This window comes from Anaerobacillus sp. ABR4_321 (assembly GCF_056158505.1).
Map to the genome: position 1 here is coordinate 2,894,182 of NZ_JBSWTK010000001.1, position 21,577 is coordinate 2,915,758.

A 21,577-nucleotide genomic window follows, 5' to 3' on the forward strand; every position below is an offset into this window, starting at 1 on the left:
CTCCTAACTCCACTTAAGGGTTCGTTACTCTGACCCCTTGTACGTAGATGTTTACAGAATCTACAGATAGTCCGAGCATTTGGTCAAGCTGGTACTTTACTTTTGTTTGAACGTTATGAGCAACTTCCGAAATTTTTGTACCATAGCTCACAATAATATACATATCGATATTGAGTTCTTCTTCTTCTCTGCGAACTACTATCCCTCTGCTAAAGTTATCTTTTCCCAACAATTCTGTAATACCGTCTTTAAGTTGCTTCTGAGAAGCCATACCTACGATACCATAACAATCTATCGCTGCGCCACCTGCAATTGCAGCTACTACCTCAGTAGAAATATCGATTTGTCCGTATTGGGTTTTCATTTCAATTGACATATTTGTTCCTCCCTTAGCGATTTGGGTGCTGACCAATGTTCCATTCTATCTTCATTACTAACTCTTGATGCTAAAATAAATTAAATACATCTCATTTAGAGCTAATAGTTATTTTACTACAATATTAGTGAATTTAAAAGTTCATCCTTGTAAAACACTCGTATCATCACTTTTAGCTGTTAAGTTTTTTTCTTGATAACCCTGTTGTTTGTCTTGCATTCACTATACCTACGTGATACTATAGTGGAGGATTTATCCTGCACTTCTTGTGCAATGTAGGACAGTAAGGAGGTTGAAATAATGGCTAAATGTGCAATCACTGGCAAAAAGACTGCGTTTGGTAACAAGCGTTCTCACGCGTTGAATACAACAAAACGTAAATTTGGTGCAAACCTTCAAAAGGTACGTATCATGGTTGATGGTAAACCGAAAAAAGTATATGTTTCTGCTCGTGCCCTTAAATCTGGGAAAGTAGAACGCGTATAATTGACACACGAAAAAGCACCCGCTAGCGGGTGCTTTTTTATGTTAAAAGGCTACTGAATGATCATCCAACAAAATAGTGATCATTTACGCTCCAATCTGCGCTAATATGAAGGATTAAACCAATAATAATCACCTTGACGAGCTGAAAAGTTATGTAGCATAATAGGTCGGAAAGTTTAACTTTGATTGATTGTATTCTAGTAGGAGTGAATACCTCTTGACTCCCGTGGTCCAACGGGCGTTCGAGACTCAGAGTGGACGGCTCTTTGTCCGCTTTGAGGCTCGGACGTTCGTCCACAGGAAAGCAAGAGGTATTTAAACTCCTACGGCATAGGGACCAGATCAACTAGATCCTTAACATGCTTACACAAAAAAGCACCCGGGATCAGGTGCTTTTTTTCGTGCTATTCATTTTTACGAAGAGATCCAAGAATCGCCCTTACAAACCCACCGAGAAACTTAGGTAGTTTAATCGTATAGAACTTCATACTTCCCCCTCCTCAAAAGTCAAAAATGGAGACCAGGATAAAACAATATGAGATCATAATATTCTTTACTATTATATTCGCCGAAAATAAAATATACCCTAATCCTGATGTTCGGCGTCCGAACTTCTTACCACCATAAGTATGCCTTCAGTAAATGAATAAGACCCATTTTCCTCGACCAATTCATTACTTATGCATAAACTGGATCCCCATTCCAACTTTTTATCCGTAAGAGGGAATTTAAAGCCTTCTAACGTTAACCCCTTTACTTCGGGTGTATACGATAAGAACGAAGCATATGGATATCGCGCATCATTCTCTATAGAATAATGGCCTGGTCCTTTTAACTGAAGCCGATTCTGTCGATCTTCTAGCTTTACACTTACGCCACTCTTCAACCCTTTTATCAACATCTGCACGTTCATCCAGCTATGATCAAGTCTTCCCCCTGTGACCCCATACATGATGATTTCACTCGGTCGTTGGTCGATCGCCCAGTCGAGTGCTAACTCAAGATCGGTATGATCTTTTTCTGATGGATACACATGAAATGACAGATTATGCGTTTCGATCCACTCTCTTTCTTCAGGCGTGACAGAGTCAAAATCCCCAAACCCCTGAGAAGGAGTGATGCCATGCTTCAATAGCGTATACACTCCCCGGTCAACACCTACCCATTGCACACCCCGCTTATCTTTTAGTAGATTTTGAGGCAAATCAGAAACTGGTCCACTTGCTACAAGATAGATAGCTTCATTCGTCATGGGCGATGAACCATCTTCGGAGAAGTTGATGATAGTAAAGCTAACACAATAATCGAAACGGCTGCTGCCGGAAAGAGATAAGAAGCATTATATAAAAACGAGTACAGCGCGACAGGAGTACCTTCTGGCGCCATATCACCGAACCAGATAACACCCGAAGTAAAATGAGAAACTAATCGGAACAATGCTCCGAGAAAGCAGCCGATCGCAATCATCGTGATCCGTTTCTTTTTTGAAGCATCTTGTGAAACACTAAACAGTCCCGCTAGACCTACTACCATGAATCCAACCGGATAATCTAGTAAAAATTGTACCGGATGAACATAAAACGGTGCGACAAGAAGCGGCTGTAGGATGCCCACTAACAAGCCAGTGACAATTCCAGGGCCGATCCCTCTCCGAAAGGCAATTAAGAAGATCGGTACCATCGCTAGAGAAACCGAACCACCATTGGGCCATAATCGGATAGAGAATAAATCCAATATCACCCCAATACCTGCCATGAGGGCGATTTCAAGAAGTAAAACAAGGCGATTGTTATTCATAATCATCTACTCCTAAACAATAATTTCACTTTACAAAAAAACAGCGGGCGTGTCGCCCGGCTGTTTTAAGATTGACGAAGGCTTTCGATTGCTGATTTACGATCTTCCATATTGTAAACCGCTGATCCTGCCACAAGTACCGTAGCACCTGCTTCGATACATTTTCTAGCTGTCTCTTTGTTGACTCCGCCGTCCACTTCAATTTCAGGCGATACACCCAAATCATCCGCTAGTTTTTTTACTTCAGCAATTTTTGGAACCACTCTTTCGATGAAAGCCTGTCCACCAAACCCTGGATTCACGGTCATGAGAAGAACAAGGTCAACATCTTCGATCACATGTTTGATCGCATCGACTGGTGTTGCAGGATTGATGACGACGCCTGCTTTAACACCTTTGCTCTTGATCAACTGAATCGTACGATGTAAATGAGGACATGCCTCTGCGTGAACAGTCAGGATATCTGCCCCTGCATCTGCGAACTCTTCGATGTAGTGATCTGGGTTTTCAATCATTAGGTGCACGTCGAGCGGTAAGTTCGTAACAGGACGAAGAGCTCGAACGATCGGTGCTCCAATCGTAATGTTTGGTACGAAATGTCCATCCATCACGTCTACGTGAATATAATCAGCTCCACACGCTTCAACATCCTTCACTTCTTCTCCAAGTCTTGCGAAGTCGCTTGAGAGGATTGATGGTGCGATCTTTATCATATTAATACCTCCGTTTTTGGTCCTTAATCTCTGTGAAGAACGATGAATAATGGTCGTATCTGTACGCCTTTATCTCACCTTCATCTACAGCTGCTTTAACCGCACATCCAGGTTCTTTCATATGGGTGCAGCCTCTAAATTTACATTCGTTCGTTTTTTCTCTAATTTCAGGAAAGTAAAGCCATAAATCATCTGCCTCTATGCCCCTGAAATCAAGAGAACTAAAGCCAGGTGTGTCAGCGACTAATCCAGATCCAAACGGAATTAATTCAACATGACGAGTCGTATGTTTTCCTCGTCCCAAATGTGTTGAAATATCGCTAGTATCTAAGTCTAAATCTGGATTGATCGCATTGAGTAGTGAGGACTTCCCAACTCCTGATTGTCCTGCGAATACAGTGACATTATCATAAAAATGCTCCTCGATCTCAGATATTCCAGACAAACTCTGTGCAGAATTCATCAGTACTTCATACCCCACCTCACTATAGTCCTTGCTATAATTGTGTATGATTTCTTCTTCTGATTCTGAAACAAGATCCATTTTTGTGATGCAGATGACTGGCTTTATATCACTCGCTTCGATATGAACAAGAAACTTATCAAGCAGCTGTGTATTGAACGTAGGTTGAGTAGCTGAAAAAACGAGAAAAGCCTGATCGATATTAGCAATCGGTGGACGTACTAATTCATTTTCTCTTTTCTTTACTTCTAGAATATAACCATCTGTTTTATTCTCCGCTTCATAGACAACGTTATCTCCAACTAAAGGGGTGATCTTTCGCTTTCTAAAATTCCCTCTGCCCCTGCATTGATAGATTTCTTTATTCACTTCATCCTGCACGTAATAAAAGCCACTTAAAGCTTTAATAATTCTTCCATCTGCCATGTAGGACTCCTTACTCGTTTTTTCCGTATTTTTGTTTTGCTTGATCATAGGTAATCGTCTTCGACTCAATTTCTTCACCATTATCAAAGACTTTATACGACGCATAGTCTCCTGGATCGATCGTCAGTTCAAACTCAAATTTGCTCGATTTGTCAATATCTTCAACGATTTCACCGTTCTCTGTCTTAGAGTCACGATAGATGATCTCAATTGGATGCTTTTCCTTATCCTTAACGTCTACTTTTACTTCTTCAGTAAAAACAATTCGTTCTTCTTCTGGCTCCGGTTCAGGTTCTGGTTCTGGACCTTTAGAAAGCGTTACAGTAACCGTTTGTCCCTTATCGATTCTCGTTGCCGTATTAGGCGACTGATCCATCACGAGACCTTCCTTGACTGAATCGCTGAAAGCTGCTTCATTATAAGCAACCTTTAGGCCTTCATCGTTAGCGAACGCTTCTACTTCTTCTTTCGTTTTGTTCGTTAAGTCTGGTAATAAAACAGGCTCTGGTCCTTGACTGTACCAGATCACGATTCGATCTTCTGTCGGGAGAACCATCTTACCAGCTTCTGGACTCTGGTCATAGATTTCCCCCTTAGGTTCGTCACGATACTCTCCTTCGAACTTCACGTTTTCGAATCCTTTAGAATCAAGGTCTGCTTCCACTTCACTCTGCGTCTTACCTATGAAATTCGGAAGCTCCGTCTTCTCTGCACCTTTGCTTACATATAGGGTCACCTTACTATTCTCTTTAACCATCGAGCCAGAACTTGGGTCTTGACTGATGACATCATCTTCCTCAATAGACTCGTTAAACTGTTCTTCCTTCACAACAGCAAGGTTGCTTTCGATCAAAGCGGTTCGAGCATCTTCATACGTCATTCCAGACACATCAGGTACTTCGACGTCAGGTACGTAAAATAGATCCGGCATAAAAATGAATGCAAGTGCACCAGCACCACCTAACAAGAGTAGAATCAGGAAAACAATCGTTACGATTTTACCTGCTTTCTTCTTCTTTTTGTTTTTAGGAGGTTTATCCTGTTTCTCTTTGTCAGATTCTGTTTCAACTTCTGCTTTCTCAGGTTTACTCTCGGAAGCATCAGTTGGAACAACAGGACTAAGCACCTTTGTAGCCTCATCATCGTCTGAAACTACAGGTGCATCATACACCTTAGTAGGATCCAGTGCGTTATCTAACGCATCGTATAGTTCCTGAGCATTCTCATAACGCTGGTGAGGTTCTTTCGCCATCGCTTTCAGAATGATTTGCTCAACATTTTTCGGTAAAGAGGTGTTGATCAAACTTGGTTTAGGAAAGCGATCCTGCAGATGCTTCAACGCAACCGAAACAGGAGAGTCACCTGAAAACGGTAGAACTCCAGTCACAACTTCATAAAGGACAACGCCGAGAGAATAGATGTCTGAACGTTCTGTCGCCGCTCCTCCACGCGCCTGTTCTGGTGAAAAATAATGAACGGATCCGAGAACAGAGTTTGTATGAGTAATCGTTGCGGATGTCATGGCCATCGCGATTCCAAAGTCTGTGACTTTTGCTTCGCCATATTCATTGATCAGAATATTATGAGGCTTGATGTCACGATGGATGATTTGATTTTCATGAGCGTGTTCGATCGCCGAAGCAATTTGCTTGATGATATCGATGGCTTCTACAATCGGAAGGGCTCCACGATCTCGAATACTTTGCTTTAACGTTTTCCCTTCAACGTACTCCATTACGATGTAATGGTAATCTTCATCTTCACCAACATCAAAGATCGAGACGATATTAGGATGATCAAGACTCGTTGCGGATTCTGCTTCTCTTCTAAATCGCTTGATGAACTCATCATCCTTAGAGAATTCAGGTCTCAGTAACTTAACTGCTACGATTCGATCTAGAATTAAATCCGTAGCCTTATACACGATTGCCATACCACCATCACCGATGACCTCAAGCAATTTGTACCGGCCGTTAATATGCTTTCCTATCATTAGCTTTCACTTCCTGAAGACATAGAATGCTCTATGACTGCAACGGTGATGTTATCTTCCCCACCAGCTTCATTTGCGAGCAAAACTAATTTTGTCGCTTTCTCTTGAAGTGAAATACCTGATGACAAGATCTCCTTCAGCGTTTCATCTGTCAGCTTGTTTGTTAAGCCATCCGTACAAAACAATGCAACTTCACCCTCAGTCCATTCGAATGTATGGATATCGACTTTAACCTTTTCTTCTGTACCTAAAGCACGCAGAAGTACGTGCTTTCTTGGATGATCCTCCGCTTCTTCTTCAGATAATTGGCCGCTCTTCACAAGCTCGTTAACTAGAGAATGATCGCTCGTTTTCTGATTGAATTCACCGTCTTGAATCAGATATGCTCGGCTATCACCAACGTGTGCGATCGTAATAAATTCTTCTGTACAAATTGCCGCAACTAACGTTGTTCCCATTCCAGCGTACTCTGTGTTGTCGTTTGAATAAGACAGTATCGTTGCGTTCGCTTCTTTAATCGTATGTAATAGCCAGGCTTCCGCTCTTCCCGGACGAAAGCCAGCCTTCTCTTTTTTCCAGTTTGTTTGCAGGCATTCGACTGCCATGGAACTAGCAATATCTCCTGCTTTATGGCCTCCCATGCCATCTGCCACGATTACAAGGTACTCACCAAGATTATTTTGAATAGCACTGGTACTGTCTTCATTGTATGCTCTGACCTGTCCGCGGTCTGTCAATGTTACAGCTTGCATGTGGTCACCCCGTCTCTATAATCCACTTTATCGCATCTAACTACTTCTCTTTAACCAACGTAGCGATATAAAAGCCATCCGTGCCAAAGTAGTGCGGTAATAATTGAAGCTCTCCACCATCAATATAAGGTGAAACTACTTGAGGAAGGCGTTCACTCATAGTGGTATCCATCGAAAATTCAGGATGGTCTTTTAAGAATGCTCTGACGACATCCTGATTTTCCGCTTCTTCTATTGTACACGTACTATAAACCAATTTTCCACCAGGTTTTACAAGAGAAGCCTGTGAATCCAAAATTCCCCTTTGAACCGATGTGATCCTCTCGACATCTTCAGGCTTTTTTGCCCACTTGATATCTGGCTTTCTTCGGAGAACCCCAAAACCTGTACAAGGAGCGTCAACTAGAATTCGATCAAACGTGTTTTCTTCGAACTCGTCGGCAACTAGTCGACTGTCGAGCGCTTTTGCTTCCACGTTTGAAAGGCCTAAACGTTCTGCTTGTTTCTTAATCAACTTGATTTTATGGTCATGAAGATCAAGAGATTGAATGTATCCTTCACCTTGTAAGCGTTCAGCAATGTGAGTCGTCTTTCCACCAGGAGCCGCACAGGCATCAAGAACAGCATGACCAGGGTCGATGTCGAGTGCTCTTGCTACGAGCATCGAGCTTTCATCTTGGATCGTTACTTCGCCTCTTTTATAGACATCGGTTTCGATCAATTGACCTTTCACTACTTTGATAGCGTCTAGTGAAAGCTCCCCTCCCATCACCTCTAAGCCCGCTTCAGCTAGATCTGATAGCACCTGGTCTAAAGTGGTTTTCATCGTGTTGACCCTTGCAGTCACGTATGGTGCTTGAAGGTTTTCTTCACACATCGCTTCAGTTTCATCAAGTCCAAATTGCTCAACCCAACGTTTTACCAGCCAATATGGATGGCTTTTTTCGATCGAAATCCTTTCAACATCATCCGTTATCGAACTGAAATCTTTGAGGCCTTTTCTCTGCACGTTCCTTAAGACGCCGTTAACCATTCCACTGATGCCTTTATGACCTCGTTTCTTTGCTATCTCAACCGCTTCATGGATGACAGCTCGATCCGGTACTCGATCGAGATACACCATTTGATAAAGCGATAGATGTAAAAGTGAGATCACCCAGGATTGAACCTTTTTCCGATTCGTTAAAAAGTCATCAAGATAGAAATCGAGCGTCTTTTGGCGCTGAATCGTTCCATAGACGATCTCGGTTAGAAGACCGATGTCTTTTCTTGATAACTTATGCTTATTAATCGTCTCGTTTAAAAGGAGATTGCTGTAAGCTTGATTTTTATTGATTTTTTCAAGTACATCTAGTGCCGCTGCCCTCACATTAGTCATGTTGCTCACCGAATAAGGAACCTTTTTCGAATGTACGTCCCTGTAAATATTGAGCAGCACTCATCCGTTTCTTACCAGCAGGTTGAATCTCAGTAAGCTTGATTGCAGTTGAATTGCCAGTCGCAACGACCGGACCGTCCTGATCTGTATATAAAACGGTTCCAGGGGCAGTTTGTCCATTCGCTTCAACTTTCTCCCCCCACCAAACTTTCATAACGTTGCCCTCATATTCTGTAAAGGCTACTGGCCAAGGATGAAGCCCTCGAATCTGGTTGTAAATCTCTTCCCCTGGTTTTGTCCAATCGATTTTTTCTAAGTTGCGTTTAATATTCGGGGCAAAAGTTGCTTCTTCATCCTTTTGCTTCTCTGGAGTTATGTTGCCTTTTATTAACTCAGGAATCGTTTCTTTTAAAAGCTTTGCACCGGACACACTAAGTTTGTCATGAAGAATACCAGTATGGTCGCGTTCTTCAATCGGTACGACCGATTGTGTAAGAATATCACCAGCATCTAATTTCTCAACCATATACATGATTGTGATGCCCGTTTCTTTATGTCCTTGTAGAATGGAGTAATGAATCGGCGCACCACCTCGAAGTTTTGGAAGTAAAGAGGCATGCACGTTGATACACCCGTGTTTAGGCGCATCGAGAAGCTCCTTTGGAAGGATCTGACCGAAAGCTGCCGTGACGATGAGATCTGGGTTAAGAGCTAAAATTTCTTTCAGCTGTTCAGGTTCTTTAACTTTTTCAGGCTGCAATACAGGCAAGCCGTGTTTTTCTGCTGCGACTTTAACGGGTGGCGGTGTCATGACACGTTTTCTCCCTTTAGGGCGATCAGGTTGTGTGACAACGCCAGAAATGGTGTATCCTTCTTCAACCAACATATCTAATACAGGTACTGAAAAATCAGGTGTTCCCATAAATACGATGTTCATCTTATTCGTCACTTCCTTCCTCTTCTAAATCAACGTATCGAATCACTTTTTCAGTGAACAGAACGCCATGAAGGTGGTCGACCTCATGCTGGATGACCCTTGCAAAGAAGTCCTCTGCTTTTAACGTGAATTCCTTTCCATGGCGATCTTGCGCCTTAAGGACGATTCGAGTAGGTCGTTCTACTTCACCGAATAAACCTGGGAAGCTTAAGCACCCCTCTAGATCCACTTCAGCTCCAGTTGCTTTTTTGATAACAGGGTTAATGATTTCAAGTGGCTCTTCTTCACGTGTATCGATCACTGCAATTTGCTTTTCGATGCCGATTTGTGGCGCAGCTAGTCCAACACCTTCCGCATCATACATCGTGTCGAACATATCATCTAATAGTCGATGAAGATCGTCATCGAACGTTTTTACCGTTTCACATTCTTTTTCTAGTACCTCATCAGGGTGTATTACAATTTTTCTTATAGACAAATTCATTCTTCCTTTCAAACGACATCTACATCATCATATAGGGCTGTGTGTCTATCGTGATCTGAAGCTTGCCGCGTGTCATTTCCTTCGCATAGTGCTTTTGTATTTCTTTTAAACAGTGATGCAGTTTTGGTTCAGTTTTGTATTTTATCATGCATTGATAGCGATATCTATCTTTGATCCTTGGTATAGCTGATGCCACAGGTCCTAGCACAACACTTTCTTCTGAAAGGCTCGATTTCAGAAATTCCGAAATCTTTTCCGTTACATCGACCGTTTTTGTTAACTCCTCATGAGAGACGTTCACCATCGCAAGAAAATAAAATGGTGGATATCCGTACTGTTTTCTCATGATCATTTCGCGCTTGTAAAAAGCAAGATAGTCATGTTGTGAAGCAAGCTCAATACTATAGTGTTCTGGGGTATATGATTGGACAACAACTTCTCCTGGTAAAACGTGACGTCCCGCTCGACCGCTTACTTGCGTAAGAAGTTGGAACGTCTTCTCTGATGCGCGAAAATCAGGGATATGAAGCATCGCATCTCCCGCTAAAACGCCAACGAGCGTGACATTCGGAAAGTCGAGTCCTTTTGCGATCATTTGCGTTCCTAACAAAATATCTGCTTTCCCTTCCCCAAAATGCGTGAGGAGTTTTTCATGGGAACCTTTTCGACGTGTCGTATCGACATCCATCCTTACCACACGAGCTTCAGGTAAGATTTTCGTAAGTTCCTCTTCAACACGCTGTGTCCCTGTTCCAAAAAAGCGAATATGCTCACTTTCACATTCAGGACAAGAAGAAGGCAGCGGTTCTTCAAACCCACAATAATGACATCGCATCGTCCCATTGATCTTATGGTAAGTGAGACTGATATCACAATGCGGGCATTCCACTACAAAACCACAATCCCTACACATTACAAAAGTCGAATACCCTCTTCTATTTAAAAACAGAACGCTTTGCTCTTTTTTCATCAGGCGATCTTGCAGTTTATCATAGAGCTCATTAGAAAACATCGAGCGATTTCCGGATCTTAGCTCTTCCCTCATATCGACGATCGACACCTCGGGCATCTGCTGATTGTTGACGCGATGAAGAAGCTCGAGTAGTGTATAGACTCCTTTTGTAGCTCTTGCATAGGATTCTAAAGAAGGAGTAGCACTCCCTAACACGATCGGACAGTTGTGATTTTCACCACGCTTAATCGCCACATCCCTAGCATGGTAGCGTGGATTTTCTTCTTGTTTGTAGCTTCCTTCGTGTTCCTCATCAATAATGATGATCCCAAGGTTTTTAAATGGAGCAAAAACAGCAGATCGAGCTCCGACCACCACTTTTACTTCACCACGATGGATCTTTCTCCACTCATCATACTTTTCGCCTCTTGAAAGTCCACTGTGCAACACTGCAACGTTCGACCCAAATCTACTCTTAAATCGATTTACCATCTGTGGCGTAAGTGAGATCTCAGGGACTAACACGATTGCTTCTTTACCATCGTTCAATACCCTGTGGATGGATTGAAGGTAGATTTCAGTTTTACCGCTACCCGTAACACCGTGGATTAAAAAGGTACGATGCTGGTTGTTTTCGATGCTATCTAAGATCGGAGTGATCGCTTGCTGCTGAAGATCTGTTAAATCTAAAGGCGTGGAAGGAGCGAAACTTCTCCCTTCATACGGATCTCGATACAACTCCATCTCTTCTTCTTTTAGTATTGACTTTGAAACGAGTGCCTTAATGGTAGATCGTGTCGTATCGAGCGTGCCCATCAACTCTTTGTACGAAACAGCACCTTGATGATCGATAAAATATTGAATGATTTCCTGTTGTTTTAAGGCTCGATTACCCATTTTCTCTTTCTCGACCGAGAGCTCTTGAGCACTTAGCTGAGCTGAGACGGCCAACTGTGTTTTAGGAGCAGTTTTTTCCTTAACGTCGTACCTTACTTCTAACTCATCATGTTTGATCGCACGGTTTAAATCTTTGTGAGTAAAATGAGACAAAAAATCTTCCCATCTCATTCCGTTCGTCTCGCCGATCATCTTTCCCCATGGTGCTGTTTCATCAAACTGATTTCCCCTTACGACCGTCTTCGTCACATTTGCCTTCATCGCTGCTGGGAGCATCGCTTGAAAAGCAGAAACAGCATAGCATAGCGTTTTTTCTGTTAACCAAAATCCTAAATCAAGAAGCTCGGGTGTAAGTACAGGGGTTACATCTTTTATTTCGTCTAGTTCTTTTAGTTTATCAAGTTCTGAATCTTTCTCGATGCTGATCACAAACCCCTGTATCTTTCGAGGTCCAAATGGCACAACAATTCTCATGCCAGGCTCTAATACGTCTTGAAACGATTCTGGAATCGCATAATCAAACAGTCGATCCGTTTGATTAGCGGGTACATCGACAATTACCTTTGCAATCATCGAAGATCCAGCCGTTTCGCTTCGTCAAGAATTTTATTTGCAACATCATGCTTCGATTGCAATGGGAGGTGAATTTGCTCTCCGTCTTTTCGAATCAACGTCATAATGTTCGTATCTTTATCGAATCCTGCTCCTTCACTCGTAATGTTGTTTGCACAGACGAGGTCAAGGTTTTTCTTCTCAAGTTTCTTCATGGCATATTCTTCAACTTTTTCTGACTCAGCCGCAAAACCAATCAGGATTTGATGCTCTTTCTTTTTTCCAATCGAGGCTAAAATATCTTTTGTGCGCTCCATTTCAATTACGATGGAGTCATTTGATTTTTTGACTTTTTCTTTCGATACAACGACCGGTCGATAATCTGCAACCGCTGCAGCTTTAATGATGATATCCGCTCGATCCGCTTCACTCATCGCGGCTTCATACATCTCTTCAGCCGTCAACACATCGATTCGGTTTACACGAGGAGGCGTATCTAAGTGCACCGGCCCAGCGATCAAGGTCACCTCTGCCCCTCTCATTGCAGCCTGTTCAGCAAGTGCAAATCCCATCTTTCCAGAAGAATAATTTGTGAAATACCTTACTGGATCCACGGGTTCTCGAGTTGGACCGGCTGTAACCAATACTTTTTTACCAATCAAATCACGGGTATCTTCATTAAAATAGGTTTGTAATGTTGATAAAATATCTTCTGGTTCGGCCATACGCCCTTTCCCTACATACCCGCATGCTAATAACCCTTCACCAGGTTCGAGGAAGTGACATCCGAATTCTTTTAATATGCTCATGTTTCGAAGAACAGCAGGATGCTCATACATATGTACGTTCATAGCTGGTGCAACGAAGATCGGTGCCTGTGTTGCTAAGAGTGTTGTAGACATCATATCGTCTGCTATTCCATTTGCTAATTTTCCAATCATATTTGCCGTTGCAGGCGCAATCAGCACGATGTCCGCCCAGTCGGCAAGATCGATGTGAGCGACTGACGCTGGGTCTTTTTCTTCGAATGTATCTTGATAAACATCATTTCTTGACAACGTTTGAAAGGTGAGAGGTGTAACGAATTGAGATGCTGAATGCGTCATCAACACCTTTACCTCTGCACCTTCTTGAAATAATTTGCTAGTAAGCGCTGCGGCTTTAAAAACGGCAATGCCGCCACTTACGCAAAGCATGATCTTCTTCCCTTTCAAACTCATTACGCTTCACCTTCCACCATTCTAGTTAACATAATAATGTTACGGTATATTAAAAAGGGCTGCCATCTTTTATGAAAAAAATAACAACCTATTCTCATAGGTTGTTACTTCTACTAGTCGTGTATCATTCCATCAGCTAGCAATTTTCCGTCCATTACTTCTTCTAGCGCTTTTCCTACAGGCTTTTCGGACTTTGGATGGTCTACATATACATTCTCTGTTTGTTGAATAACACGCGCTCTTTTCGCTGAAAGTGTTACGAGCGTGTATTTGGAGTCAATTCTCTCCATTAATGAGTCGATTGATGGATATAGGATCATAGTTATACCTCCGATACGTTTTTATAATTATGTGCGATTCGATCACGTCTTAAATGCTCTGCAGTAATGATTGCTCTCATTCTTTCACATGCAAGCTCGACCTGATCATTTTCAACGATGTAATCGTACTGGTCAATCAATTCGATTTCTTCTTTTGCAACGCCCATACGATTATCAATCACGTCGTCCGTTTCAGTCCCACGGTTGACGATTCGATTTCTGAGTTCTGTTAGACTCGGTGGCATTAAAAAGATGTAGGCACCTTCTGGGAAATGGTTTCTTACCTGCTTAGCACCTTGTACTTCGATTTCTAGTAAAACATCTCTACCTGAATCAAGCGTCTCTTCTACATAATCGACGGGTGTTCCATAGTAATTGTCTACGAACTGTGCGTATTCAAGTAGTTTATTATTTTCAATCATCTCTTCAAATTCTGAATGAGATTTAAAGAAATAGTCTACTCCGTCAACTTCCCCTTCACGCGGTTTACGAGTTGTTACAGAGATCGAATATTGCACTTCCTCCGCGTCCTGCATGAATGCTTTTCTTACTGTTCCTTTTCCAACACCTGAAGGGCCAGAAAGAACAATTAGTAATCCACGATCTTTATTCATACTAACCTCCACTTTCTAAATCCTACTCATCTGATAGTTCGTCTTTGTTGATCAGTCTTTGCGCTACAGTCTCTGGTTGTACCGCAGATAGAATAACATGGTCACTATCAGAAATGATCACTGCACGGGTTCTCCGTCCATATGTTGCATCTACTAACATATTGCGATCTCTAGCCACCGTAATAATTCGCTTAATCGGTGCAGATTCTGGACTTACGATCGATACAATTCGGTTAGCGTTGACGATATTGCCAAAGCCAATGTTAATCAATTTAATACTCATTGTCTTTCCTCCCAGGAATCACGATTCTATTTTTACACAGTTTTTGTGAATTTAAACGATGAATACCGTGCAGGTTACTCGATATTCTGAACTTGTTCTCGAATCTTTTCCACTTCACTCTTTAGCTCGACAACATGATGACTAATCGTTTGATGAGTGGATTTAGAGCCGATCGTATTGAGTTCTCGGTTAATTTCCTGCACTAAAAAATCTAGCTTTCGTCCGATTGCACCTTCTGTAGTAAGAATATCATGGAACTGAGTGAGATGACTACGAAGTCTTGTAATTTCTTCATCGACACTTGCCTTGTCAGCAAGAAGTGCCACTTCTGTTAAGACTCGTCCTTCATCAACATCCTCTAGTTCTTTCAATTCAGCTAGTTTGTGCCGAATCCTTGTTTCATACGTGGTGGTGACTTCGCTACTCATCGAAGAGATCAGCTCTACTTTCTTCTCCATCTCATTTAGCTTCAAACGAATGTCTCGGTATAGTGCGTCGCCTTCTGATTCTCTCATGGTAACCAATGACTTCACGGCTTCCTCAAGAGAATGTGCGATCCCTACACTATCCAGTTCAGTTTCCTGTTGTTGAACATGAAAAACATCCTCTAAGTGAAGCAACTGAGAAATAGAAAGGTCGTCTTTCAACTCGTATCGTTCACCGGCTTGCTTTAGCAATGTTATGTATTGGTCGAGCAACTCCCAATCTGCCTGCAGTTTATTCGAAGTCATATCAGCACCTTCTAATTGAATAAATACATCAACTTTTCCGCGATGTACGTTTTGCTGCACGATCTTTTTAAACGTTGATTCGAATTGCAGGAGATTTTTAGGCATACGAAAGGATACATCGAAGTATCGATGATTTACAGATTTTATTTCGACAGTGATTTGAACACCGTTCCATTCGTTCGATGCTCTTCCATACCCTGTCATACTCTTAATCATTATATCACTTCCAATAGCTATTCTATCCAATTGTACCACTTCATAATGCTGAAACAAAGTCATAACTTCGTCTCAAAGCTTTTTTAAATAGACAGTAAATTCAATCAAAAAAACAGAGGATGTGATCACCCTCTGTTCAAACGGATATTTCTTTTGAAAAAGACTGAGCCCGCGAGGAGAAACGTAGGGATGCATGAGAATACAAGAATCAACATCCACTCCCTCACCGACAAGTACGTTGTATGGAAGATCGGTTGCAGCGGCTCGTAGTAAATCACAGCGAGTAAAAGTCCAACCGAAGAGAGAACTGCGAGAACGAGTGCTTTGTTTTCAAATGGATTTCGATGGAATACCGAACGTTCGCTTCTACAGTCGAATACGTGAATTAACTGTGCGAGAACAAGGGTAGAAAAGGCAACTGTTTGAGCTTTCACTAAATCATCAGGGTTTTCACCAAAACAAATCATAAACGCTGCAAGGGTACACACCCCGATCATGATTCCCCTTGAAATGATCTTCCATCCTAAACCTCTTGCAAATACACCTTCCTTCGGGTGGCGCGGGTTTCTCTTCATCACGTTTCCTTCAGCAGGGTCGAGTCCAAGTGCCATCGCTGGTAAACCATCCGTAACGAGGTTCACCCAGAGGATTTGGATAGGTACCAGTGGTAAAGGCAAGGCTAAAAGAATCGCAAATAACATCACGAGGATTTCTCCAACGTTAGAAGCCAGAAGGTATCGGATAAATTTACGAATGTTTTCGTAAATGTTTCTACCTTCTTCGACAGCTGCTCGAATGGTTGCAAAGTTATCGTCACTTAAAATAAGAGAAGACGCTTCTTTCGAGACATCTGTTCCGGTTATACCCATTGAAATCCCGATATTGGATGCTTTGATCGCAGGTGCATCGTTCACACCATCCCCTGTCATCGCTACGATATGACCTTTCCTCTGGAGTGCTTGCACGATCTTCAACTTATGTTCGGGAGAAACGCGCGCAAACACATAGATATCTTCTACAATACTTTCTAACTCCTCAACAGAGTAAGTCGAAAGCTTGCTACCTTCCATTACTTTACCGTCGTCGGGTAAAATCCCAAGGTTTCGGGCAATGGCCGTCGCCGTCGTCACGTGATCACCTGTTATCATTACGGTTTTGATCCCTGCTGTCTTACAGTCCTCGACTGCTTGCTTCACTTCTTCTCTAGGTGGATCGATCATCCCTTGTAACCCAACAAACGTGAGCCTAGACTCAGCCTGTACGCTATGTAGAAGCCGTTCTTCATTTTGGATCGGCTTATAAGCGACGGCAATTGTTCGGAGCGCATTGTTTCCAAATGAAGCAAGTTCTTCATTGATTTGCTTTTCATAACTCTTTCTTAACGGCGCCTGACGTTCGTTCCAAAGTACTGATCCGCATTGTTTTAATACAATATCAGGAGCACCTTTTGCAATGACGTACCGCTTCCCAGCTTGATCTTCTACGATCACACTCATCATTTTTCGGTTCGAATCAAACGGGAATTCCTGAATGATCGTGAATTCTTCTTCGCGTATTTCTTCCGTTAAACCTGCTTTCATTGCAGCCGCGACAAGCGCTCCTTCAGTTGGATCTCCATCAAGGTAATAGTCTCCGTCTTGTTCGAGCACCCTCGCATTGCTACAAATAAGACCAAACGTCAGAAGCTGCTTTAATGATTTTTCGTCATCAGAATAAACTCTTGTGTCCCCTTTGAAGAAGTCTCCGTACGGGGAATAGCCTGAGCCCGTTACGTTCCATGTTTGTCCACCAGCCCATAGCTTCGTTACCATCATTTTGTTTTGAGTCAACGTGCCTGTCTTATCCGAACAGATAACTGTTGCGCATCCAAGCGTTTCAACCGATGGGAGTTTTCGAACGATCGCTCTCCGTTTAATCATCTTCTGCATGCCGATCGCTAATGCAATCGTAACAATTGCCGGAAGACCTTCTGGGATTGCTGCGACGGCTAACGATACTCCTGCAAGGAACATGTCATAAACGTCTCGTCCTTGAAAAATACCTAGTAATACAACGATCGCGGTTAAAAATAGTGCTGCGGCAATTAATATTTTCCCAAGTTGCTCCAAACGGTGCTGTAACGGAGTTTCAAGCGTATCTGCCGTTTGAATTAAGTGAGCGATCTTGCCCATCTCCGTATTCATACCTGTAGCAGTAACAATTCCGATGCCTTTTCCCTTTGTTACTAGCGTTCCCATGAACCCCATATTCAGTTGATCACCAGGGCCTGCCCCTTCCTCACGTATTGGCTCAGGATGTTTATTAGAAGGAACCGATTCACCCGTTAATGCTGACTCTTCGATCTGAAGCTCTTGGCATTGAATGATGCGAAGATCTGCTCCAATTCGGTCACCGCTCTCAATTCGTACGATATCACCTACTACGGCATCCCGTGCTGGTATCGACACCCACGAAGAATCACGCAGCACTTTCATGTGTGGAGACGATAGCTGTTTTAATGCCTGTAACGATTTTTCAGCTTTTCTTTCCTGCACAAAACCGAGTAGCCCATTGACCAAGATAATGAGGATAATCGCAATGGCATCGAGGTATTCACCGAGAAGGCCTGAAATTAATGTTGCTGCAAGCAAGACGACGACCATGAAGTCTTTGAACTGCGATAGAAACAGTAACACGACCGATGGCCGCTCTGCCTCTTCTAGCTCATTAAGTCCGAACACTTTTTGTCTTTCAGCCGCATCCTCGGTGGTGATGCCCGTTTCAACATTCGTTTCTAGTTCTTCAGCCACCTCTGGTTCTGTCATGTTATACCAGCTCATGTTCAACACTCCGATCCTGCACAATGTCACTCTAATAGTCCATCTATATTCAGACAAGCTACAAAAAATGCTATACTATACAAGATGTCTATCGATAGAAATGTAGGTGAACAGTATGTCTTTTGACGGTATGGTTACAAGAGCCGTAGCGCATGAAACAAATGAAGTATTAAAAGGTGGTAGAGTAACAAAAATCTATCAGCCCTATTCGACCGATCTCATCCTCGTCGTGCGTTCAGGAGGGAAGAATCATCAGCTGTTATTATCAGCTAACCCATCTTATTCACGGGTTCATATTACAAAAGAATCTTATGCGAACCCAAAAGAACCACCGATGTTCTGCATGCTTTTAAGAAAACATCTAGAGGGAAGTATTATTGAGCAGATCCACCAGGTCGATAACGAAAGGATCCTTCATATTACCTTCAAGGCAAGAAATGATCTCGGTGATATGACTACTAGAACGATCGTTGCAGAAATTATGGGACGACATAGTAATGTGATGCTACTAAATGAAGATGGAATGATTTTGGATAGTATTAAACATCTGTCTCCTTCGGTTAACAGACATAGAACGGTAATGCCTGGGCAGGATTATGTAGCTCCACCAGAACAGCACAAAGCCTCACCGTTTAACTTAACTGAAGACGATTTTCTAAAAAGAATCGACTTTAACGCTGGAAAGTTAGGAAACCAGCTTGTTCAATCCTTCTCAGGAATCTCGCCTCTCATCGCGAACGAAGTGATTCATCGAGCGGGATTAGCAACAAGATCTACTCTGCCAAAGGCATTTTGTACTTTATTTGAAGAACTAGAAGATCACAAGTACACGCCCCAGATGGTACTTTCTTCTAAAGAGCATTTTTCAGTTGTCTCTTTGACACACCTTAATGGTGAAAGCAAATCGTTCCACTCAGTAAGCGAACTTCTCGATCGCTTTTATTATGGGAAGGCAGACCGCGATCGCGTAAAGCAACAAACGAATGATCTTGAGCGCTTGCTTTCAAATGAGCGGAAAAAGAACGAGAAGAAAGTGAAGAAATTATCAAAGACGATTCAAGAAGCAAAATCTGCAGATAAATACCAGCTGCTTGGGGAGCTTTTGACCGCAAACATGCATATGGTGAAGCGTGGAGATGCCGAAGTTGAAGTTCAGAATTATTATGATGAAGAAGGCGGCACGGTGACGATCGAACTGAATCCTCAAAAATCACCTTCTGAAAATGCCCAGCAGTACTTTAAAAAGTACAATAAAGCAAAAAACTCTATCGAAGTACTTGAGGATCAAATCGTGAAGGCTCATGAGGAAATCGCATATCTTGAGCAACTTCTTCAGCAGCTTTCTTCAGCCTCTCCGAGAGATATTGAAGAAATTCGTGAAGAGCTTGAAGAAGAAGGCTATATTAAGAAGCGTTCTAGGAAACAAAAAAAGAAAAAGAGCTCCAAGCCTGAGTTAGATACCTATGAATCGACGGATGGCACCGAAATACTCGTAGGAAAAAACAATAAACAAAATGAGTATTTAACGAATAAACTTGCAGCACGGAGCGAGACATGGCTTCATACGAAGGACATCCCTGGATCTCACGTAGTGATTCGAAGCCGCGACTATTCTGAACAAACGCTATTAGAAGCAGCGAACCTTGCAGCTTATTTTAGTAAAGCTCGCGAGTCTGGCTCTGTACCCGTCGACTATACGGAAGTCCGACATGTAAAGAAACCAAATGGAGCGAAGCCTGGCTTCGTCACATACGATCAACAAAATACACTCTATGTCACACCTGACGAAGATCTCGTATACAAAATGAAAAAATAGAAGCGTCACGCCGATTGGCGTGACGCTTTTCTATACGTTACAAACTTTGTTCGTTAACCGTTTCTAATGCCTTCACATCGATCTTCTTCATCTTCAGCATTTCCTTCATCACTTTCTCGGCTATAGGAGGATCTGATTGCAAAAGTTCCGTTAAACGCTCAGGTACGACTTGCCACGAAACCCCAAATTTGTCCTTCAACCAGCCGCATTGCTGTGCGGATTCATCTCCACCTTGAGACAACTTATCCCAGTAATAGTCCACTTCTTCTTGGGTAGTGCATGTGACGATGAACGAAATTGCCTCATTAAATGTAAAGTGCGGACCCCCATTAAGAGCAACAAACGTTTGTCCATCTAAAGAAAATTCGATCGTCATCACACTTCCTTCTTCTTTCCTATGAATCTCCTCGCCCGCTTTCAGATAACGCGTAACTTTATGAATCTCTGACCGTTCGAATATACTCGTATAAAAGTTCACTGCTTCCTCTGCTTCGCAATCGAACCACAAGTTAGGAATGATCTTTTGAATAGTCGCCATACTACAATCCCCCTTAAGAATATGGATAAATAGGCTACGACACGTCAAGAAACCCTTCTCTGCAAATTCTCCAAGACCTGCTATTGATTCATATTAAAAGCCCAGAAAGAATACTGTGCTGTACTCTTTCTGAGCTGCTCGGCTTTTATAACTGTGCCACCGTAATAATCGCTAATCCATCCAATACCTCAATATGATCGACTTTCTTTGCCCCGAGTGTCTTTAACTTTTCGCTCAATTGCTCTGATGTATAGCGATGCCTTTTTGTAGAAACGTTCGACCATTTAAGGAGCGACGTTTGTTCGAATCCACTCATTGCATGTTTTTTTGCATAGGAAAAAGCAGAAACCTGGTCCATACGAAGGGAAGGGTTCAACATTACGACTTTTCCTCCGGATTTTGTAACCCGAATCATTTCTTTCATTCCTTCTTCAGGCTCTGGTAACAGAAACATTACACACGTTGATAATGAGATGTCGAACAGATCATTTTCGAAAGAAAGGTCACAAGCATCTTCAACTGAAAAGTGTGTTTTGTCCAACCGATTTAAGAAGAAAAAGTTTTGTTTACTTGCTTTCAGCATCTCTGAAGATAGATCCACTCCTGTTAGTAACGATGCTTCTTCGACACCGCGTAACAGCAGTCTTCCTGTACCGCACCCTACATCTAATACCGATTTATCATTCCATGTACCTGATGCAGCTTTCAACTCGTCATGGACTTCACCAAGCCACTTTGTTCGTGCCATATCATCGAAGAATGAAACGAGTGAATCGAATTCTTCTCCTTGCATTTTTCTCATAAGGACCCTCCA

The 21,577-nt window shown here is 42.4% G+C and carries 22 protein-coding genes; 2 read left to right on the top strand and 20 right to left on the bottom strand.

All coding sequences use genetic code 11. The annotated features are described in order from the left end of the window. Positions 1–13: 13 nt before the first annotated feature. Positions 14–376: an Asp23/Gls24 family envelope stress response protein gene (locus tag ACXADT_RS15045; protein WP_224882043.1), complete on the bottom strand. Its 363-nt coding sequence runs from the start codon at positions 374–376 to the stop codon at positions 14–16. A gap of 297 nt (positions 377–673) precedes the next feature. Between ACXADT_RS15045 and rpmB the strand changes: the two genes are divergently transcribed. Further along, the gene (gene rpmB / locus ACXADT_RS15050) at positions 674–862 is read left to right on the top strand and encodes a 50S ribosomal protein L28 (RefSeq protein ID WP_224883001.1); all 189 of its coding nucleotides are present in this window, start codon (positions 674–676) and stop codon (positions 860–862) included. 404 nt (positions 863–1,266) lie between these two features. Here rpmB and spoVM read toward each other — a convergent pair whose 3' ends face one another. The 17 genes from spoVM to ACXADT_RS15135 all read right to left on the bottom strand — a co-directional run bounded on the left by spoVM (position 1,267) and on the right by ACXADT_RS15135 (position 18,409). Continuing rightward, positions 1,267–1,350: a stage V sporulation protein SpoVM gene (gene spoVM / locus ACXADT_RS15055; protein ID WP_224882999.1), complete on the bottom strand. Its 84-nt coding sequence runs from the start codon at positions 1,348–1,350 to the stop codon at positions 1,267–1,269. Between the two features lie 98 nt (positions 1,351–1,448). Next, positions 1,449–2,114, bottom strand: a complete 666-nt coding sequence (locus ACXADT_RS15060; RefSeq protein WP_270181830.1) for a thiamine diphosphokinase — start codon at positions 2,112–2,114, stop codon at positions 1,449–1,451. Then, on the bottom strand, positions 2,111–2,659 hold the full coding sequence (gene thiT / locus ACXADT_RS15065) for an energy-coupled thiamine transporter ThiT (RefSeq protein WP_270181829.1): 549 nt from the start codon (positions 2,657–2,659) through the stop codon (positions 2,111–2,113). The genes ACXADT_RS15060 and thiT overlap by 4 nt, the downstream gene beginning before the upstream one ends. 65 nt (positions 2,660–2,724) lie before the next feature. Then, positions 2,725–3,372 (bottom strand): ribulose-phosphate 3-epimerase, encoded by a 648-nt coding sequence (rpe, locus tag ACXADT_RS15070; protein WP_474831774.1) that lies wholly within the window; start codon positions 3,370–3,372, stop codon positions 2,725–2,727. 1 nt (position 3,373) lies between these two features. Continuing rightward, complete coding sequence (gene rsgA, locus ACXADT_RS15075) at positions 3,374–4,261, bottom strand: ribosome small subunit-dependent GTPase A (RefSeq protein WP_270181827.1); 888 nt, start codon at positions 4,259–4,261, stop codon at positions 3,374–3,376. Between the two features lie 10 nt (positions 4,262–4,271). Beyond that, a complete protein-coding gene (gene pknB / locus ACXADT_RS15080; RefSeq protein ID WP_474831776.1) occupies positions 4,272–6,254 on the bottom strand; it encodes a Stk1 family PASTA domain-containing Ser/Thr kinase in 1,983 nt (660 codons plus the stop codon). After that, positions 6,254–7,006: a Stp1/IreP family PP2C-type Ser/Thr phosphatase gene (locus ACXADT_RS15085; protein WP_474812117.1), complete on the bottom strand. Its 753-nt coding sequence runs from the start codon at positions 7,004–7,006 to the stop codon at positions 6,254–6,256. The genes pknB and ACXADT_RS15085 overlap by 1 nt, the downstream gene beginning before the upstream one ends. 40 nt (positions 7,007–7,046) lie before the next feature. Continuing rightward, positions 7,047–8,384 (bottom strand): 16S rRNA (cytosine(967)-C(5))-methyltransferase RsmB, encoded by a 1,338-nt coding sequence (gene rsmB / locus ACXADT_RS15090; RefSeq protein WP_474831777.1) that lies wholly within the window; start codon positions 8,382–8,384, stop codon positions 7,047–7,049. Continuing rightward, positions 8,377–9,321, bottom strand: a complete 945-nt coding sequence (fmt, locus tag ACXADT_RS15095) for a methionyl-tRNA formyltransferase (protein ID WP_474834555.1) — start codon at positions 9,319–9,321, stop codon at positions 8,377–8,379. The genes rsmB and fmt overlap by 8 nt, the downstream gene beginning before the upstream one ends. A 1-nt stretch (position 9,322) precedes the next feature. After that, positions 9,323–9,799: a peptide deformylase gene (def, locus tag ACXADT_RS15100; RefSeq protein ID WP_270181823.1), complete on the bottom strand. Its 477-nt coding sequence runs from the start codon at positions 9,797–9,799 to the stop codon at positions 9,323–9,325. A 25-nt stretch (positions 9,800–9,824) separates the two neighbouring features. Beyond that, entirely contained in the window at positions 9,825–12,227 is a 2,403-nt protein-coding gene (gene priA / locus ACXADT_RS15105) for a primosomal protein N' (protein WP_474831779.1), read from the bottom strand. Further along, positions 12,224–13,426, bottom strand: coding sequence for a bifunctional phosphopantothenoylcysteine decarboxylase/phosphopantothenate--cysteine ligase CoaBC (gene coaBC / locus ACXADT_RS15110; RefSeq protein WP_474831780.1), 1,203 nt, complete (start codon positions 13,424–13,426; stop codon positions 12,224–12,226). The genes priA and coaBC overlap by 4 nt, the downstream gene beginning before the upstream one ends. Before the next feature lie 113 nt (positions 13,427–13,539). Continuing rightward, entirely contained in the window at positions 13,540–13,743 is a 204-nt protein-coding gene (rpoZ, locus tag ACXADT_RS15115; protein WP_270182061.1) for a DNA-directed RNA polymerase subunit omega, read from the bottom strand. Between the two features lie 5 nt (positions 13,744–13,748). Continuing rightward, positions 13,749–14,360, bottom strand: coding sequence for a guanylate kinase (gene gmk / locus ACXADT_RS15120; RefSeq protein ID WP_474812125.1), 612 nt, complete (start codon positions 14,358–14,360; stop codon positions 13,749–13,751). A 22-nt stretch (positions 14,361–14,382) separates the two neighbouring features. After that, positions 14,383–14,643, bottom strand: a complete 261-nt coding sequence (gene remA / locus ACXADT_RS15125; protein WP_224881992.1) for an extracellular matrix/biofilm regulator RemA — start codon at positions 14,641–14,643, stop codon at positions 14,383–14,385. A gap of 74 nt (positions 14,644–14,717) precedes the next feature. Then, positions 14,718–15,590 (bottom strand): YicC/YloC family endoribonuclease, encoded by an 873-nt coding sequence (locus tag ACXADT_RS15130; RefSeq protein WP_474831782.1) that lies wholly within the window; start codon positions 15,588–15,590, stop codon positions 14,718–14,720. Positions 15,591–15,715: 125 nt separating this feature from the next. Beyond that, positions 15,716–18,409: a calcium-translocating P-type ATPase, SERCA-type gene (locus tag ACXADT_RS15135; protein ID WP_474831784.1), complete on the bottom strand. Its 2,694-nt coding sequence runs from the start codon at positions 18,407–18,409 to the stop codon at positions 15,716–15,718. Between the two features lie 115 nt (positions 18,410–18,524). On the opposite strand from ACXADT_RS15135, the gene ACXADT_RS15140 reads away from it, so the two are divergent. Beyond that, entirely contained in the window at positions 18,525–20,225 is a 1,701-nt protein-coding gene (locus ACXADT_RS15140) for an Rqc2 family fibronectin-binding protein (protein ID WP_474831785.1), read from the top strand. 37 nt (positions 20,226–20,262) lie between these two features. Here the strand turns inward: ACXADT_RS15140 and ACXADT_RS15145 are convergent, their stop codons facing one another. Next, a complete protein-coding gene (locus ACXADT_RS15145; RefSeq protein WP_474831786.1) occupies positions 20,263–20,763 on the bottom strand; it encodes a VOC family protein in 501 nt (166 codons plus the stop codon). Positions 20,764–20,908: 145 nt separating this feature from the next. After that, the gene (locus tag ACXADT_RS15150; protein WP_474831788.1) at positions 20,909–21,565 is read right to left on the bottom strand and encodes a class I SAM-dependent methyltransferase; all 657 of its coding nucleotides are present in this window, start codon (positions 21,563–21,565) and stop codon (positions 20,909–20,911) included. Between the last annotated feature and the right edge of the window lie 12 nt (positions 21,566–21,577).